The 16,011-nt window shown below is 48.9% G+C and carries 16 protein-coding genes; 11 read left to right on the forward strand and 5 right to left on the reverse strand.

The window, feature by feature from the left end:
* Positions 1–53 precede the first annotated feature (53 nt).
* The 6 genes from ACXAGR_RS22175 (at position 54) to ACXAGR_RS22200 (ending at position 6,643) form a co-directional block, all read left to right on the forward strand.
* Positions 54–1,076 (forward strand): LacI family DNA-binding transcriptional regulator, encoded by a 1,023-nt coding sequence (locus ACXAGR_RS22175; RefSeq protein WP_474852575.1) that lies wholly within the window; start codon positions 54–56, stop codon positions 1,074–1,076.
* Complete coding sequence (locus tag ACXAGR_RS22180) at positions 1,073–1,579, forward strand: hypothetical protein (protein WP_474846065.1); 507 nt, start codon at positions 1,073–1,075, stop codon at positions 1,577–1,579. The genes ACXAGR_RS22175 and ACXAGR_RS22180 overlap by 4 nt, the downstream gene beginning before the upstream one ends.
* Positions 1,580–1,714: 135 nt before the next feature.
* A complete protein-coding gene (locus ACXAGR_RS22185; protein WP_474852577.1) occupies positions 1,715–2,248 on the forward strand; it encodes a hypothetical protein in 534 nt (177 codons plus the stop codon).
* 5 nt (positions 2,249–2,253) lie between these two features.
* Positions 2,254–4,041: an OmpA family protein gene (locus tag ACXAGR_RS22190; RefSeq protein WP_474852579.1), complete on the forward strand. Its 1,788-nt coding sequence runs from the start codon at positions 2,254–2,256 to the stop codon at positions 4,039–4,041.
* Positions 4,038–4,529 carry a Rab family GTPase gene (locus tag ACXAGR_RS22195; protein WP_474846071.1) on the forward strand — a complete coding sequence of 164 codons (492 nt, stop codon included), beginning with the start codon at positions 4,038–4,040 and terminating at the stop codon, positions 4,527–4,529. Before ACXAGR_RS22190 ends, ACXAGR_RS22195 begins: the two co-directional genes overlap by 4 nt.
* 2 nt (positions 4,530–4,531) lie before the next feature.
* Complete coding sequence (locus ACXAGR_RS22200; protein ID WP_474852581.1) at positions 4,532–6,643, forward strand: putative bifunctional diguanylate cyclase/phosphodiesterase; 2,112 nt, start codon at positions 4,532–4,534, stop codon at positions 6,641–6,643.
* Between the two features lie 32 nt (positions 6,644–6,675).
* Here the strand turns inward: ACXAGR_RS22200 and fghA are convergent, their stop codons facing one another.
* Complete coding sequence (gene fghA / locus ACXAGR_RS22205; protein WP_474846075.1) at positions 6,676–7,524, reverse strand: S-formylglutathione hydrolase; 849 nt, start codon at positions 7,522–7,524, stop codon at positions 6,676–6,678.
* A 117-nt stretch (positions 7,525–7,641) separates the two neighbouring features.
* Here fghA and ACXAGR_RS22210 point away from each other — a divergent pair, with 117 nt between their 5' ends.
* From ACXAGR_RS22210 to ACXAGR_RS22220, 3 genes are read left to right on the forward strand one after another with little or no spacing between them, the layout of a single operon-like run.
* Positions 7,642–8,556, forward strand: coding sequence for an acyltransferase (locus ACXAGR_RS22210; protein WP_474846077.1), 915 nt, complete (start codon positions 7,642–7,644; stop codon positions 8,554–8,556).
* The gene (locus tag ACXAGR_RS22215) at positions 8,553–9,443 is read left to right on the forward strand and encodes an acyltransferase (protein WP_474846079.1); all 891 of its coding nucleotides are present in this window, start codon (positions 8,553–8,555) and stop codon (positions 9,441–9,443) included. The genes ACXAGR_RS22210 and ACXAGR_RS22215 overlap by 4 nt, the downstream gene beginning before the upstream one ends.
* A 2-nt stretch (positions 9,444–9,445) precedes the next feature.
* Entirely contained in the window at positions 9,446–10,795 is a 1,350-nt protein-coding gene (locus ACXAGR_RS22220) for a mechanosensitive ion channel family protein (RefSeq protein ID WP_474852583.1), read from the forward strand.
* Between the two features lie 93 nt (positions 10,796–10,888).
* Here ACXAGR_RS22220 and ACXAGR_RS22225 read toward each other — a convergent pair whose 3' ends face one another.
* On the reverse strand, positions 10,889–11,080 hold the full coding sequence (locus ACXAGR_RS22225; RefSeq protein ID WP_119503482.1) for a hypothetical protein: 192 nt from the start codon (positions 11,078–11,080) through the stop codon (positions 10,889–10,891).
* Positions 11,081–11,448: 368 nt separating this feature from the next.
* Here ACXAGR_RS22225 and ACXAGR_RS22230 point away from each other — a divergent pair, with 368 nt between their 5' ends.
* Together ACXAGR_RS22230 and ACXAGR_RS22235 are read left to right on the forward strand one after the other, a co-directional pair.
* A complete protein-coding gene (locus ACXAGR_RS22230) occupies positions 11,449–12,249 on the forward strand; it encodes a DUF2884 family protein (RefSeq protein ID WP_474846083.1) in 801 nt (266 codons plus the stop codon).
* A 48-nt stretch (positions 12,250–12,297) separates the two neighbouring features.
* Positions 12,298–13,146, forward strand: coding sequence for an NAD-dependent epimerase/dehydratase family protein (locus ACXAGR_RS22235; protein ID WP_474852585.1), 849 nt, complete (start codon positions 12,298–12,300; stop codon positions 13,144–13,146).
* A 4-nt stretch (positions 13,147–13,150) separates the two neighbouring features.
* Here ACXAGR_RS22235 and ACXAGR_RS22240 read toward each other — a convergent pair whose 3' ends face one another.
* From ACXAGR_RS22240 to ACXAGR_RS22250, 3 genes are all read right to left on the reverse strand, one after another.
* Positions 13,151–14,572 (reverse strand): sodium-dependent transporter, encoded by a 1,422-nt coding sequence (locus tag ACXAGR_RS22240; RefSeq protein WP_303574870.1) that lies wholly within the window; start codon positions 14,570–14,572, stop codon positions 13,151–13,153.
* A gap of 280 nt (positions 14,573–14,852) precedes the next feature.
* Positions 14,853–15,587: an SDR family NAD(P)-dependent oxidoreductase gene (locus ACXAGR_RS22245; RefSeq protein WP_474852587.1), complete on the reverse strand. Its 735-nt coding sequence runs from the start codon at positions 15,585–15,587 to the stop codon at positions 14,853–14,855.
* Between the two features lies 1 nt (position 15,588).
* Positions 15,589–15,984, reverse strand: a complete 396-nt coding sequence (locus ACXAGR_RS22250; RefSeq protein WP_474852589.1) for a thiol-disulfide oxidoreductase DCC family protein — start codon at positions 15,982–15,984, stop codon at positions 15,589–15,591.
* Positions 15,985–16,011 lie beyond the last annotated feature (27 nt).

Here is a 16,011-nt window from a genome sequence, read left to right on the forward strand (position 1 = left end):
CGGGCGCATTGTTTTCCGGGGCATCCCGTACCCTACACGCGGAAGTGCAAAAGATGAGTAAAGCGACAATTGGTGATGTGGCAAAAGCCGCCGGTGTTTCAAAGAAAACGGTCTCCAGGGTGTTAAATAACGAACCCGGTGTGCGCAAAGAAACCCGTGATGCCGTTACCACCGCGATCAAAAAATTAGATTACATTCCTAACCTGAATGCCCGCAGGTTAAGAACCAATCAATCTTATCTGATTGGTGTACTTTATATCGATTATCCTACCAACTTTTACGGCAGCCTCATCCTGAACGGCGCGATAAAAGCCTGCGATAAACTGGGCTACGATTTATTGATACGCCCTTTTGCATCAGAAAATCCCGCAGGTGAAATTACCACTACCTTGCGGCACATGGTTGAACGTTCCAATGTTGACGGATTTATTGTCGTACCACCTTTGTGTGAAGATCAGGCTGTTATCGCAGCACTGGAAGAAACAGGCACGCCTATTGTAAAAATCGCTTCTCTGGACGATATATCCTCGTATTGCCTGCACAGTGATGAGGTAGAAGGAGCGCAACTGGCTGTGGAACACCTGATTAACCTGGGCCACAGCAAAATCGGCTTTCTCAACTACCTGGTAGGCCACGCAGCCGGTAAATGGCGTTACGAGGGCTATCAACAGGCGCTGACAAAATACGGCATCGAAGAAAATCCGGACTGGGTTGCACAGTTTGTATATGGTGAGAACACGTTGGAACAGGCCTGCCGGAAATTACTGTGTCAGGAAAACCGCCCCACCGCTATTTTTACCGCCAACGACGCTTCTGCGGCCGTGGTGTACCGGATTGCCTCCCAGCTGAAATTGCGTATCCCGTATGATCTGAGTGTGGTGGGTTTCGATGACGACCCTGCAGCCCTCAACCTTTGGCCGCCGCTTACCACCATTAAGCAACCTGTTGCCGAACTTGGCTACAATGCGGCGACTATACTGATTGAACAGATCATCCGTCACCAGGCGAAACGGGAATTACCCCTTTCACCTTCCGAACTCGTCGTCCGCAGTTCAACCGGGCCGTTGCTGGAGTGAGCACAATCAGACAACAACCTTCGGAACTGGAAAATGCATTAAGCCGTAAGTCCCGCTGTCAGTACCGGCTGATATGGGTTCAGCTATTTACGTTACTGACTCTGGCGGTAGTGTTCGGTTATACCTGGCTGAATTTTGATGATTTGTATGTGCCTTACCGTAGCGCCTACCCCAATCTCAGCACGCTTTTTTCACCTCTTAACATGGTAATAATCACCCTGCTGGTTGCGGTAAACGGATTTGCTGTCTATCAAATCCGCCATGCCCGTGAGCAACTGGCGATCAGCGCTTATGTTTTACTCAATAAAATGGATGAACCGCAACAATCGTCGCATCCAGACTGGCTGAATGCTTTTCTTGCCGCCGCAGGACTTCCTGCAGACTATTCATTTGTTCTGCTTAAGAAAATGAAAATGCGGCATTTTATGACGATGTCCGGCGCTATCAATAAGGCGGTCAGCGAACACAAAGCCGCCTGGATTGCACTCAGCCGCCAATATTGACGTCGTCTGACCGTCTCAAACTTATCCATTAGACCAATATATTGCTACCGGTGGGCGATGCTGCTGGATCAGGTTTTTCTTTCAGGGTACATTTGTACCAGGTAAGGACGCCGCACTGTCAGGAGGAGCGGACAAATGGCAAAAGATAAGAATAATGATGCACCTCAGGCATCAACAGCTGACAAATCAGAATTAGGTCAGCTCCGTGAAATTTTGTTCGGCCAGTCCAGCCGGGATTTTCAGCAGCAACTCGCATCTCTGGATGAAAAACTGGAAAGTAGTTTTTCAGCATTGAATCAAAAACTGGAAAATCATGTGGCTTCGCTGAATAAAACCATTGAAACACAGTTTGCTGCACTGTCTGAACAACTCTCAGCCGACAATTCGCAACACCAGCAAGCCCAGGAAAACCTGAAAGGCCTTCACGATACGCTGAAATCTGAGCTTGAGATGGCTGAAGCCGCCGCGCAGGACGACACCAGTAAACTGGAAAGCAAGCTATCCAAAGAAATGGATGCCATGGAAACCTTGTTCAACAAACGTCACGAAGCGCTGTTAGAGCGTTTGCAGCAAGTGACCGAAGAATTGTCTTCCAGCAAAACCGACCGCAAAACCCTGGCAAGCCTGCTGTCTACCATGGCCTCGAATCTTGCCACTGATCAACCCTGACGCCCATGAGCAATTTTGTGCCGCCAACGGATGAGGATGCGCACACAATGGACGACGTCAGGTCGTTAATCATTGGTGGGGATGAAAAATTCGTAGAAAATATTGTCAGACGCAATGCAAAAGGCATGGTGTCTGATGTGGTATCTGAAGCACTGAATGAGCGTGAGAGTCAGGATGGCTCAGTGAACAAAGTGCTGGTCCCCCTGATCGAAAAATCACTGCACCGCTCAGTGGAGGCTAACAGTGATAAAATTGTCGGCGCACTCTACCCTCTTGTCGGCTCGCTGATCAGAAAAGCCGTATCAGCGTTTCTCATCGAATTCATTGAGCGTACAAACACCCTTATTGAACACAGCTTTTCAGCTAAAAGTGTGAAGTGGCGCTTTAAAGCGTGGCGCTCAGGTGTCCCCTATTCTGATTATGTTGCTTCGCAAATTTATCAATATCAGGTGCATCAGGTTCTGGCTATTCACCGTGAAACCGGCACCCTGTTAAATAGTGTCACCAGTCATCCGGGAAATGCGAAAGACGGTGACCTGATTTCTTCCATGCTGGTTGCTATCAGCGATTTTGTCGCTGATGCATTCAGTCAGGATAATCAGGCAGAAGAAACCGAACTGGGAGAAATTAAAACCGACGATTTTACCCTGCTTATTAAGGTCGGTCCCCAGGTGATTCTTGTCGCTGCTGTCAGCGGCCATGTGTCGCCACGCATGCGACATAAACTGCAGGACACTCTGGAAGAGTTTCATCGCTTTTATCAGTCACCACTGCAAAAATACCAGGGCGACAACGGTCCGTTCGCCACCAGCGATGCCATGCTGCAGGAATGCCTGATCAGTGAGCAAAAAACGACGCAGGAAAAGAAAAAACAGGCCGGTGCCGGTGCATTTATTCTCGCCGGACTATTGGTTGTTGCCGGCTATCTGGCATTTTTACGCATCGACCTTGCCATCACGTCATCCACCATCGCTAAGAGTGAGCCTCCGGCCGGCATTGTGATGCTGAACACACAAACAGACGGCAATCAGATTATTCTCTCAGTATTAAGAGATCCGGCTGCCACCGGGGTCGCGCAATGGCTTGCAGGGCTCGACATTGACTCTTCCGTTGTCGATATTAAAGAAACGCCGTTTGAGTCAAAAGATGACCGTCTTATCCCGGCGAAAATACAACAGCTGGCCTCGCGTTTTCCTGCACTGACGTTCACCAACAATGAACAGCCGGCACTGTCCGGCACGATCAGCAGCAGTGACTGGCAACAATTCCTCCGCGCTCTGCACAGCATTGCGGGCATTGAAACCGTATTCCCCGATACCACCAAAGTAGTTCTGGAAGAAAGTACTCCCGTTAATGACGCGTTAGCACTGAATGCTCTGGCCGGGTCTCTGGCAACCACACTGTCAGGTTACACGCTGTTCTTTGATATGAACCAGAGCCGGTGGTCAAAAGCGAATGATGCGACTATTGGCGATATTGCCGAAACCATCATTAACCTGCAAAATATCGCTGAACAATCAGGGCAAACCCTCAGTGTATTTATTCTCGGTGGCAGCGATAATTCGGGTACATCAGTCAAAAATATGCTATTGAGTGAATCACGTGCCCAGTCAGTGAAGCAAGCTCTGACTGAAGCGGGCGTGGAACACTCTGTGCTGCACACCAAAGGTTTGGGACAACTGGATTTAGCCCGCGGCAGTAATAGCCGGATGGTATTCTTTCATGCTCTGTTAACACCTGCAGAGGCTGGTAAAGGGAAGAAAACAGGATCAGAAGAAGGTAACCGTCAGTGATACAAAAAAAGATCTGTCTGCTAGGCCCGACCGGAGTGGGTAAAACCAGCCTGGTAAGACAGTTCGTCGATGGCATTTTTTCAGAGAAATATCTCACAACTATCGGCGTAAAAATCGACAAAAAAGAAGTCTCCGCGGGCGATAAAACGGCCCAGCTTCTTATCTGGGATATTGAAGGCGTTGACCGCTATTGTGGTTTTAATCCACGCTACCTGCGTGGTGCCGCAGCCTTTGTCATTGTGGTTGACCAGACCCGCTCCCAGTCGTTGCTTGAAGGTATGGATATTTATGAGTCGGCGCGGGCAGAATTTCCTGATACGCCGGCCTTTTTTGTCGTCAATAAAGCAGACCTTCCCAGTGAATGGTACTGGAGTGAAGACGAAGTCGCTGAACGGGAGAATTTGTTCAGTGCCGCCATTAAAACCAGCGCCAAAACCGGCGAAAATGTTGAGCGACTCTTTCAGGAGTTAGCGGAACTTACGGTGTAGATATGGACATTTTCCACCTCAATGCACTTGGCATCACGGACTGTGCAATATTTGAGCTGAATGAGCGTGATGAGCTGAATTGCCTCACACCAACGGTGCATTGGGTAACCGACCTTGTGAAGGTCAATGAACTGTCACTGGATATTGAATCCGTTCGCAGTCTGTTTCTCGAAGATTTTCTTATTGATGCCGGCGATTGCTGGGCAACTTCCCTTCCTGCAAATCTGACTTCAGGCTTCTGGACCGAAACCACAGAACATGAATCCCTGCGCCTTGAGGCTATCGCTATCAACGATGGAAAAGGCGGACGATTCCTGGCCATCAAGAACGTCAATAAAGAATTTGCCTACCGCCAGCAATCCCTGCAATCTGCCAGAGAATTACTGCTGACCCACCATGCGGTGATCAGCCAGCAGGATTACCTTACTGAAAAATTACAGAAAGCGCTGAAAGAAGCGCGGGAATGTAAGGGCCAGCAGCAGGCCATACGCCAGACAATTCACCATCTCAGTACAGGCGTGGTGATACTGGACGCTAACAAACAACTGTTTCTGGATAATGGTGTGGCACGGCAGTTTTTCCGTGCACAAAATGCAGATGTCTGTGTTCACCGTTTGTTGCAACTGATAAAAGATGTTCAGCTGGATGAGATGTTTTTATCGACGCTGGAAGAAAGACAAACCGCCTGGCGCGGCGAAGTATTCTGGATGAACTCTCCTGATGGTGGCCGGTGGCTGCAACTTACCATCGCACCGGTGATGCAGCATATTCATGTTTCTCACTGGGTATTTTTGCTGACCGACATGTCACATATCCAGCACACCAGTCAGTACAGTCCGGTGCAGCTGGACAAAGATTCACTCACTCAAACCCTTTCCCGTCAGGCATTGAAAAAAGAAATGACAGTCTGGGTCGAAAAGGACGAAAACTTTGGCCTGTTTGTCATTGATATCTGTGAATTCAGAAAGGTCAATGAAAGCCTGGGCTACCGCTCCGGCGACGATATTTTAAAGAGTGTGGCAAAGCGTTTACACGGCTTTGTTGGTGAAGAAGGCCGTCTGGCCAGAATTGGCGGAAACGAATTTGCGGTGATGACACCGGTGAGTGCAGGTAATGAGACTGCGTTGTACGATATCGCCAGAGGCATAACCGGTGTTCTCGAACACACCTACCTGTCTTTAGGCAGTATTCAAACCACCTTATCCACCAACGTTGGCATGGCGACGTTCCCTGAACATGCCAAATCGCCCGAAGGTTTGATGCAGAACGCCGGCTACGCTCTGCAATTTGCCAAATACGCAGGTAAAAATAAAGTCACACTGTTCCACCCCATGCACAAGCAAAAACAGGTTGAACTGGCCGAAATGGAAGCCGCGTTTGCCAGAGCGATTGCAGAAGATACGCTGGATATTTACCTTCAGCCTATTGTCGACTTATCTTCCGGCAAGCTGCTCAAGTATGAAGCCCTCGCCCGCTGGAAGAGAAACGATGAATATGTGCCGCCGGATGTATTCATTTCGCTGGCGGAACGTTCTGAGCTTATTTTCCCCTTTGGTGAATGGTTGCTGGATAAAGTGTGCAGCACGGCCAGACGAATGATTCGCTATGTGCCTGATGTGCGTATTGCCATGAATATTTCCGGCCGCCAGATCATATCGCAGGATTTCACCGGCAACATTCAGGCAGCGATTAAAAGACACGGTATTTCAGCATCTAACTTGGCCATCGAGATTACTGAAACCTCGTTCATCAACAATTTAAATACTGTTGCAGCGGTGCTGAAAACGTTGCGGAATATGGGTGTTACCATATCGATTGACGATTTTGGTACAGGATTCAGTTCGCTAGTTTACTTAAAACAGTTGCCTCTGGATGAGCTGAAAATTGACCGCTCATTTATCCAGGATGCCATGACCAGTGAAGGCGACAGGGCGATAATCAAAGCCATTTTAGGGCTTGCCGGTAATCTGAATTTGCAGGTGGTGGCTGAAGGTGTGGAAACCGGCGAACAACAACACTTCCTGCTTGATGAACAGTGCGTGTCCGGTCAGGGCTATTTATTCGACCATCCCTTACCGGTAGAAGAGATTGAAAAGCGCTTCGCAGCCGGCTGATCCGCCTGCTGCGAAGAACTGATTATACCTCTTTATAACCCGCCTATGCCCAAATGGCTGGCATGAAATTGCAGGTGTTCTTCGATAAAAGACGCGATGAAGAAATAGCTGTGGTCATAGCCTTCATGCATATTCAGCGTCAGTTGCGTATCACTCTTCTGAGCTGCATTAATCAGCGCCTGAGGCTTTAATTGTTCTTCAAGAAACTGATCGGCACGTCCCTGCTCCACCAGTAACGGAATGTAGTGTTGCTTCTCAGCAAGCAGAATGGCTGCATCATAAGCTTGCCATGCTGATTTATCGTCACCCAGATAGCCGCCCAGCGCCTTTTCACCCCATGGGCAATCTGACGGATTCGCAATCGGACTGAACGCTGATACAGACACATACTGCTGCGGATTACGCAAGCCGATAACCAGTGCGCCATGCCCGCCCATGGAATGCCCGCTGATGGCCTTCTCACGTGTCACCGGCAGGTTTGCTTCAATCAGAGCGGGTAACTCCTGCGTGACATAGTCATACATCTGATAATGTTCATTCCAGGGTGCCTGTGTCGCATTAACATAAAAGCCGGCCCCTTTACCCATGTCATAGGCTTTGTCTGCATCGTCAGGCACATCATCTCCCCTGGGGCTGGTGTCCGGTGCCACAATCGCCATACCCAGCTCAGCAGCCATCTTCATTGCACCGGCTTTCTGCATGAAGTTTTCATCAGTACAGGTTAACCCTGACAGCCAGTATAAAACCGGAACGGGATTTTCTGCGCTGGCAAAAGGCGGCAGATAAACCGCAAAGGTCATTTCACAATTTGTTGTTTTTGCAGCATGGCGGTAACGGCAATGACGTCCACCAAATGCGCGATTTTCACTGATTAATTCCATATTTTTCTCTATTGTGCTGCCAAATTACGTGTAAATCCTTATTTCCCGGTATAGGGTGTATCGGATTTTAGATCAACATCGTTTACACTAAGCACCAAAATTCAGAGGTGAATGACGATGCTTAAAGCTGTTGGCTATCATTTGCGTGGCACTGTGTCAGTGCTGGGCTATTTTTTCAATACGGTTTTCTGGTTTATCCCTATTTTTATACTATCCCTGTTAAAACTGCCACCGGTGCAGTGGTGGCGGCGAATTGTATCTTATCCTCTGGATGCCTGTGCGACAGCATGGATAACCGTTAACAATCTCAACCAGCGTCTGCTCAGCCGCACCCGCTGGTCTGTTAACGGGATCAACAGCCTGGCCCCTGACGACTGGTATCTGGTGATCGCCAATCATCAGTCCTGGGTCGACATTCTGGTATTACAGCGTATTTTTAACCGTAAAATACCGTTTCTCAAATTCTTTCTGAAACAGGAACTTATCTGGGTTCCGGTACTGGGTCTGGCCTGGTGGGCGCTGGATTTTCCGTTTATGCGCCGCTACAGCAAATCGTTTCTGGCGAAAAACCCGCACCTTAAAGGCAAAGATATGGAAACCACCCGTAAAGCCTGCGAGAAGTTTAAGTCGAAGCCGGTAAGCATCATGAATTTTGTAGAAGGCACCCGTTTTACAAAAAGTAAGCATGACAGACAAGCCTCGCCTTTTACCCACCTGCTCAAGCCAAAAGCCGGTGGTGTTGCCTTCGTACTCAGCGCCATGGGCGAACAACTGCACAAGCTGATCGATGTCACTATCGACTACCCTGCAGGCGTACCAAGTTACTGGGATTTCGTGTGCGGTAAAGTAAAAGAAATTCGCGTAAATGTGTCGGTAATGCCTATCAAAGATATTGTGCAGGGCGGATTTTTCAACGACACCTACTTCACTGATCCCGCGCAAAAAGCTCGTTTTCAGCAATGGCTGAATGAACGCTGGCAACAGAAAGACCAGCACCTGGCTGCATTAAACTCAACACAGGCTCCGCTATGAGAAAGTTACTGGCGCCCCTGATATTTGTTATTCACACGCCGTTGCAAATTATTAATCTGGGGTTCTGGGCGTCGATCATTATCAGTTGCGGACTGCTCAAGCTGGTGCTTCCGGTACCGGCCATACGTCATTTGCTGATGGGCTTTATGCATTTTGCTATGCAGTGTTTTGGTTACATCAGTGTGTTACTGATCAAATTGTTTAATCCGGTAAAAGTGATTTACCGCATCGACGGCACATTATCAGTGGAGAACTGGTATCTGCTGATTGCTAATCACTTAAGTTACCTCGATATCATTCTGCTTATCGACTTTTCCCGTAAACGTATTCCGCCGCCCAAGTTCTTTCTTAAACAGGAACTGATTTGGCTGCCTTTCGTCGGTCTGGGCGCATGGGCGCTGGATATGCCGTTTATGAAACGGTATTCGCGGTCTTATCTGGAGAAATATCCTCACAAAAAAGGGCAGGATATTGAAACCACCCGCCGCTCCTGTGAGAAGTATAAAACCTCGCCCACAACGGTCATCAATTTCGTCGAGGGCACACGCTTCACCCGCGCGAAACACCAGCTCAGAAAAAGCCAGTTTGCCCATTTGCTGCCACCAAAAGCCGGGGGAATTGCCTTTACACTTGCTACCATGGGCGATCTTTTTACCAATCTGCTGGATATATCGTTATTGTACCCTGATAACGAAGCCCATCCGATGATGTCCATGCTGAGCGGCCAGATGACCCGCATCATTATAGACGTAAACGTACTGACTGTACCGGTGGAAGCGCAGGGAGATTACTTTGCCGACGATTCATTCCGGATCCGGTTTCAGCACTGGCTGAATGAGTTGTGGACAAATAAAGACAGCAGGATTAATCAGTTACTGGAGCCCTGAACGTGCAGATTGCATCTTCAATCAGAGATACCTTTGTACACACTGTAAAAGACATATTTCCGGACCTCACCACAGATACCCTTTTATACAACACCCTTGCGATCTCCGGCATTCTGCTGGTCGCAGCGGTGTTTTATATTGTCAGTCGTATACTGCTGAAAGTGCAGATCGCCATGCTGGTGAAACGCAGTAAAAACAGCTGGGACGACGCATTACTGAATCACGGTTTCTTCCGGCGGTTAACGCACCTTGTTCCGGCCATTGTGATTTTTCTGCTGACGCCGGTACTTATCAATGAAGAAAACCTGTTACACGGGTTCATGATAAAAACCTCCATGCTGTACATGATGATTACAGCGCTTATCGGCTTATTTGCCCTGCTGAACACGGTTCAGGATGTGTATAACGCATCTTATCTGGCCAAACGGGCATCAATAACCGGCTTCATTCAGGTCGCCAAACTATTCTTCTCAGTCATCGTATTGTTGCTGTGTGTTTCACTGATTGTCGACAAGAACCCGCTGCTGATCATGTCAGGCCTGACTGCACTGGCCGCGGTACTGTTACTCATTTTCCGTGACACCATTTTAGGCTTTGTGGCAGGTATTCAGATTGCAGCGAACCGGATGTTTAACACCGGAGACTGGATCCAAATCACCAAATTTGAGGTGGACGGAGAAATACTGGAAATCGGTCTGACAAATGTGAAAGTGCAGAACTGGGACAAGACCATTTCTACGCTGCCAAGCTATTCACTGACAACAGAAGCGGTCAAGAACTGGCGGGGTATGCAGGAATCGGGAGGACGCAGGATCAAGCGCTCGGTTTACATCGATATTCATTCCATCAAACTTTGCGACAGCAATATGATGGCCCGCTTCAGTAAGATCCGCTACATCTCAGAGTATATCGATAAGAAAGTAAAAGAACTGCAGGCGTACCACAAAGACTATTCCATTGATGAGTCGGACCTGCTGAACAGCCGCCGACTTACCAACATTGGCACTTTCCGCGCATATCTGGAAGCCTATTTACAGAAACACCCCAATATTAATCAGTCACTGACTCTGATGGTAAGACAAATGCCCCCTAACGAGTTAGGGTTACCACTGGAAGTTTACTGCTTCAGTGCGAAGAAAGAGTGGGTTGCCTATGAGAAAGTACAGGCAGATATCTTCGATCATATTATGGCAATGCTGTCCATGTTCGATTTACGGGCTTATCAGCGGGACAGCCATTTAATGCTGGCCAGTCACTATGACGATGCCCCGGAAGCCGTGTATGAAGGCAAAAGGGAATCAAAGGATAACGCGGACGGAGAAGAAAGTTCAGCGGGAGACCGTCCGCAATAGCAGAGACAGTTAAGGCTTGCCGTCACCGGCAAGCCTTAATCAATGGGAATATCTGAAAGGATTTTCCGGCGCAGAGTAAATCTGCCGGAAACATCAGGAAAGGGCGTATGCCATCAGTACGCAAACTACCAGGCCTGACACGCCGAAGAAACCATATTCAATTTTCTCCTGCATACCTTCCGCCCCGGCTTTAGCACTCATGAATCCCATGATAATACTGGACATACCCAGTACAAAAGCAATCAGGCCGGCGCCAAAACCAACAGCACTTATCCACTCACTCATCACATTACCCTTCACTGTTCTTTTCATTTTTAAACCTGCCTGTCATACAGAAGACAAAGTGCAGGTTTTCAGTCTGCTTGTATTATGCAACAAAATCCTGAAAATGCGTAATTAATCATCACTCTGTGCAAGGTCTGTTTGATCCTGGTCAATTGCGCCACTTTATCGGAATTTACACTAATCCACAGAGTAAAAATGCGATCTCACTCTATTTAAAACATAAGCAAACCATTGATAAATAATAATTTTTAAAGTTGGCCTCAGGGTTGCTATATCAGCACAAACGTTACTGAATCATTCAGGCTGTTTACCGGAACACCACCCGCCGGACAAGCTGCCGCAACCGACAGATTTAAAAAGGAAGAGACATGAAAACTTTAGCTGCCCTGACAATGACCGCTGCCCTCTGTGCTTCACCCGCCTTCGCAGGCATGGACTCTGAGCACTGCGATATGAACCTGCAGGGCGATGTTAACTGGCAAAAAGGCGTACTGACGCTCTTTACGGCCAACGACGAGCATGTGGTGATTAATGGTTCAGGCCAGATGACTGTAAACAACCGCTCAGTGTCACTGACCAGCGAGCAGCAACAATGGGTGAATGACTATTACCACAACATTGAAACGGCAATTCCAATGACACTGGAAATTACCTACGACGCACTGGAACTTGCCGGCAACTCCATCAATGAAGCCTTCGGTGAACTGCTGGGAGAGGACAACGGCATCGTGACGGATTTAAATGAAATGTTTGCCGGTTTGCGTACTGAAATGGACAGCCATTTTTATGATGTTGACGGTGAAGTGCGTATGAACAGTGAGGATTTCGAAGAAGATGGCTGGATTTCAGAACGCTGGGAAAACAAATTTGAAGACCAGGTAGAAAACATCATTGCCAATTCCACCGGTCGCCTGCTGATTGCTATCGGCAAGGCCATGCTAAGCGGTGACGAAGACTTTGCTAACTTTGAACAACACATGGAAAACTGGGAAGAAGATTTCGAACAACGTGTTGAGGCAAAATCTGCGGCTATCGAAAAACGCGCTGACGCCCTGTGTGAAGTGCTGAAAAAAGCCGATTACGCCGAGCTTAAAATGCAAAAACATATTCCGGGCCTCGAAAACCTGAATGTGCTGACCATCAACAGTGACTCTGATTTAAAGATGTAAAAAAACGTATCGTGCTACACTGCCGGAAACTTGTTTTCCGGCTTTTTTATGTCTGCTGATATATCTGCAAACTCAATTCACTCCCTTAACCTCACACTGTGTGGCTGTGGGTGGCTGGGTCAGTTCCTGGTTGATGCATTGCCTGAAGCAACCATTACCGGTACAACCCGTTCACAGGAAAAGGCAGACGCGCTGCGCGAAAAAGGCGTGACCCCGGTGTTGTTCGCGCTGGGTGATGATGCCACATCACTGATAAAACAGAGTGCTGACAACGCAGTAATACTGAATATTCCGCCGGGACGAAAAAAAGCGGTGGGTGATGACTTTACCCGCGCAATGACGGCTCTGGCGACTGACTTCCTGAACGCAGGGACAAAGAAGCTTATTTTCATCAGCACCACTTCTGTGTTCGGGAATGCTGAAGGAGAGCTGACAGTCAACGCCCCTGTAGCGCCGGCTACAGATTCAGGCAAAGTGCATTGCGACATCGAAAGGTTCTTACTGGCCGGGCAGGATCCCCGCGTTCATGTGGTTCGTCTGGCCGGACTGGTGGGAGGTTCCCGTCATCCGGCAAAATTCCTGGCCGGTAAAACGCTGGATAAAGGCGAGCAGGCGGTAAACCTGGTGCATGTGTCCGATGTGGTCAACGCACTGATTTGTATTCTGAAGGAAGTTGACGGTACTTCAGCGTTTCCCCCATTGATGCAACTCTGCAGTCTGGAGCATCCCCGCAGGGATGACTACTACCGTTGGGCAGCAGAGGCTCTGACGTTACCTGCACCGCAATTCAGTGCTGAACATAATAATGCTGCTGACGGGAAGAAAATCCTCAGCAAAGACTGCTGGGAAGCACTGGGACTGACGCCGGAATACGCCAGCCCCTTTGATATGCTTTGAATCATTAGCCGAACAGGCTGTGACCGAAATACTTTACAGCCACGGTATTGATAAATACCAGCAACAGGATGACCGGAATGAAAGTGCCCACTGACACATCAACATACTTCTCGAAGAAGCTGCCTTTGTAGTTCTCTGCACCTTCATCCAGCGCCTTGTTGAAGTTATGTTTCTTCCAGCGATAGATAACGAAGATACAAATTAAGAAGCCGTTCAGCGGCAGAATGGTGTCGTAAAACACGTCATACACCACATCAAAGAACGATTTCTTCGCACCGGCATAGCTGACGAACTCAGTCAGAAACGCGTTGTAACCGAACGACAGTGCACACAGCACCGCAAGCACAACCATCAAAACACCCAGTACAAACAGTGCAGGCTTCCGCCCCATGTCTTTCTCGTCCATCAGCGCTGCCACAGGTACTTCGAAAATCGAAACCAGTGAGGTGATAGCAGCAAAAAACACCTGCAGGAAGAAAATCGCTGCCACAATGCTAGCGCCGGTATAGCCAATGGAGTCCTGCAAAGCGAGGAATATCTTAGGCAAAAACGTGAAAATCATACCGATTGAGGACTCACTGAGTTCGTCCGGATTGGTATTCGGGTCGAATGAGAAGATCGCCGGCAAAATCATCAAGCCCGCCGTAAACGCCACAGCCGTATCAGTCAGGGCCACCAGCTTGGCAGATCCGGGCACATCAGCACGCTTATCGATATAGCTGCCGTAGGTGATCATGATCCCCATACCCAGTGACAGGGAGAAGAATGCCTGAGACAGCGCCCCGTTAATGACCGATGCATTGATTTTAGAAAAATCTGGCACCAGGTAGAACTCTACGCCTTTCATGGCGTTGTCCTGCATAAGTACGAAGCCCACCAGCAACAGCAGCATGATAAACAATGTTGGCATCAGCAGCTTGGCCGCTTTCTCGATACCTTCTTTGACACCACCCTGCAAGATCAGATAGACCACAGCCACAACACCGGCCATGTAAACAAAGATTTTTTCGCTGTTTATAAAGGTGCCGAAGGTATCCGGGTTAGCCAGAATATCTAAATCACCGGTGATGATTTCGTACAGATAGCCGAATATCCACACCGTGATCACCAGATAAAACACGGCAATCATAAACGGCGTAATAATCGATAACCAGCCGGCCAGCTTCCAGTGCGTGGCGTTATTACTCAAATCCCGGTATGCACCTAAGGGGTCTTTTCTGGCATGACGGCCCACTGACATTTCTGCCAGCATTACCGGCAAACAGATAGCCACAACGAAAATGGCGTACATCAGCAAGAAAGCGCCACCGCCATTTTTTGCAGCGCCCACCGGGAACCCGACCAGGTTACCGATACCTACCGCAGACCCGGCTGCGGCTAGAATGAATCCGATGCGCGATCCGAACTGTTCTCTCGCCCCGCTCATATCATCTTTCCTCTTCACTTATTGTTATAATCGGGTGGTGATGATTTTATATTCTTCCAATGAAGATTATTGTCGTTCACACGTGCGACAACCGGATTACCCTAAGTCATTCCGGCTGTCACCTTCCCCACACTACCTGCACTTTTAGCTGTGCCTGGGCAGTTATATCGTTGTCATTTTCACGCGGATATAAGGGCGAATAGTATCAGCGTCCCTGCCGAATGTCCCGTATTTGAGCGCTGGAATGGCCTGTTCCGGCCCGGCTCAGTGTAGTGATCTCTTACCAGGGAACAGGTTTATGCGCCCAGTCGATGAAATGCGGATTATTTTCCGGCGTCGCTTTGTCAATGAAATCAAGTAACTGTGAAGCAGTAAAGGCAGGCGTAAAGAGTTTTCCCTCAGATACGTTGCCCTGAAATGGTTCCGACAACGCACTGTCCACTGTGCCCGGATGGTAGCTGATAAGCACCGTATTTTTACTCCGGCGGGAAAATTCTGCAGCCGCGGTTTTCAGCATCATATTCAGTGCCGCCTTTGAGGCCCGGTAGCCATACCAGCCGCCCAGCCTGTTATCACTGATACTGCCCACACGGGCACTTAAGCATGCAATGGTACTTCTCTCTTTATCCAGCACATTCACAAGTGCTTTCAGCCAGATCGCCGGTACCACAGTATTCACCGAAAAGTATGCCAGCAGTTTATCCGCACTGATGTCTTCGATTTTCTTTTCAGGCCTCACCTCCGTGCCGCCTGCGTCGCCATGCAGGACCCCGGCGGTACAAATGACTGTCGAAAATACGATGCCACTTGCTTTCTGTTCAGCCGTCCATTGGTTTACTGCTTCTTCATTTGCAGATTCCAGCGTGATTGCTGTCACGTTGCCGGCTTCAAAACTCTGCTGGTGTTGCCTTGCGACGGCAAAGACACGGCTTTGAGGCTCTCTGGCGGCCAGTGCTTCTGTCACTGCCCGCCCGATAGCACCGCCGGCGCCAATAATGAGGTGAGTATGCGCCATATTATTTGTCCGTCCTGTAACCGCACTGGCCATCATCACAGGTCCGGCGGCGGCCGGTGAGCAAATAGGAAATGGTATAACGGTTTCTGGCGAAAAGGTTGTAGGCAATGTCGGCAACAATGCGGATCACCGGCCAGCGAAGAGGCGCGTAAAGCCAGCCCCGCCCTACAGCCTGCCAGGCTGCGTGGGTAGCGTCCAGCCCGGTAACCATTTCACCGTTATCCAGCTCTACGTGAATTCTGGCATCCAGTTGTGCTCTGTCCAGCCCGGGATAATGCTCACTGAAGGCAGGATCCTGAATATCTACCAGTTGGATCCTGCCATGCTGATCACGCTTTTTGATATGAGACATTTCAGCACAACATAAGGGGCAGTAACTGTCATAGAAGATTTTCATGATTTCTCCGTTTACCGGGGCCTGAAT

The sequence above is a fragment of the Alteromonas sp. ABH4_457 genome (assembly GCF_056160625.1).

Coding starts and splice junctions, on each gene's coding strand:
- fghA (WP_474846075.1), bottom strand. CDS start 7,524: ATGGAATTAATCAGTGAAAATCGCGCATTTGGTGGACGTCATTGCCGT.
- ACXAGR_RS22225 (WP_119503482.1), bottom strand. CDS start 11,080: ATGAGTGAGTGGATAAGTGCTGTTGGTTTTGGCGCCGGCCTGATTGCT.
- ACXAGR_RS22250 (WP_474852589.1), bottom strand. CDS start 15,984: ATGAAAATCTTCTATGACAGTTACTGCCCCTTATGTTGTGCTGAAATG.
- ACXAGR_RS22185 (WP_474852577.1), top strand. CDS start 1,715: ATGGCAAAAGATAAGAATAATGATGCACCTCAGGCATCAACAGCTGAC.
- ACXAGR_RS22240 (WP_303574870.1), bottom strand. CDS start 14,572: ATGAGCGGGGCGAGAGAACAGTTCGGATCGCGCATCGGATTCATTCTA.
- ACXAGR_RS22190 (WP_474852579.1), top strand. CDS start 2,254: ATGAGCAATTTTGTGCCGCCAACGGATGAGGATGCGCACACAATGGAC.
- ACXAGR_RS22215 (WP_474846079.1), top strand. CDS start 8,553: ATGAGAAAGTTACTGGCGCCCCTGATATTTGTTATTCACACGCCGTTG.
- ACXAGR_RS22200 (WP_474852581.1), top strand. CDS start 4,532: ATGGACATTTTCCACCTCAATGCACTTGGCATCACGGACTGTGCAATA.
- ACXAGR_RS22175 (WP_474852575.1), top strand. CDS start 54: ATGAGTAAAGCGACAATTGGTGATGTGGCAAAAGCCGCCGGTGTTTCA.
- ACXAGR_RS22245 (WP_474852587.1), bottom strand. CDS start 15,587: ATGGCGCATACTCACCTCATTATTGGCGCCGGCGGTGCTATCGGGCGG.
- ACXAGR_RS22235 (WP_474852585.1), top strand. CDS start 12,298: ATGTCTGCTGATATATCTGCAAACTCAATTCACTCCCTTAACCTCACA.
- ACXAGR_RS22230 (WP_474846083.1), top strand. CDS start 11,449: ATGAAAACTTTAGCTGCCCTGACAATGACCGCTGCCCTCTGTGCTTCA.
- ACXAGR_RS22210 (WP_474846077.1), top strand. CDS start 7,642: ATGCTTAAAGCTGTTGGCTATCATTTGCGTGGCACTGTGTCAGTGCTG.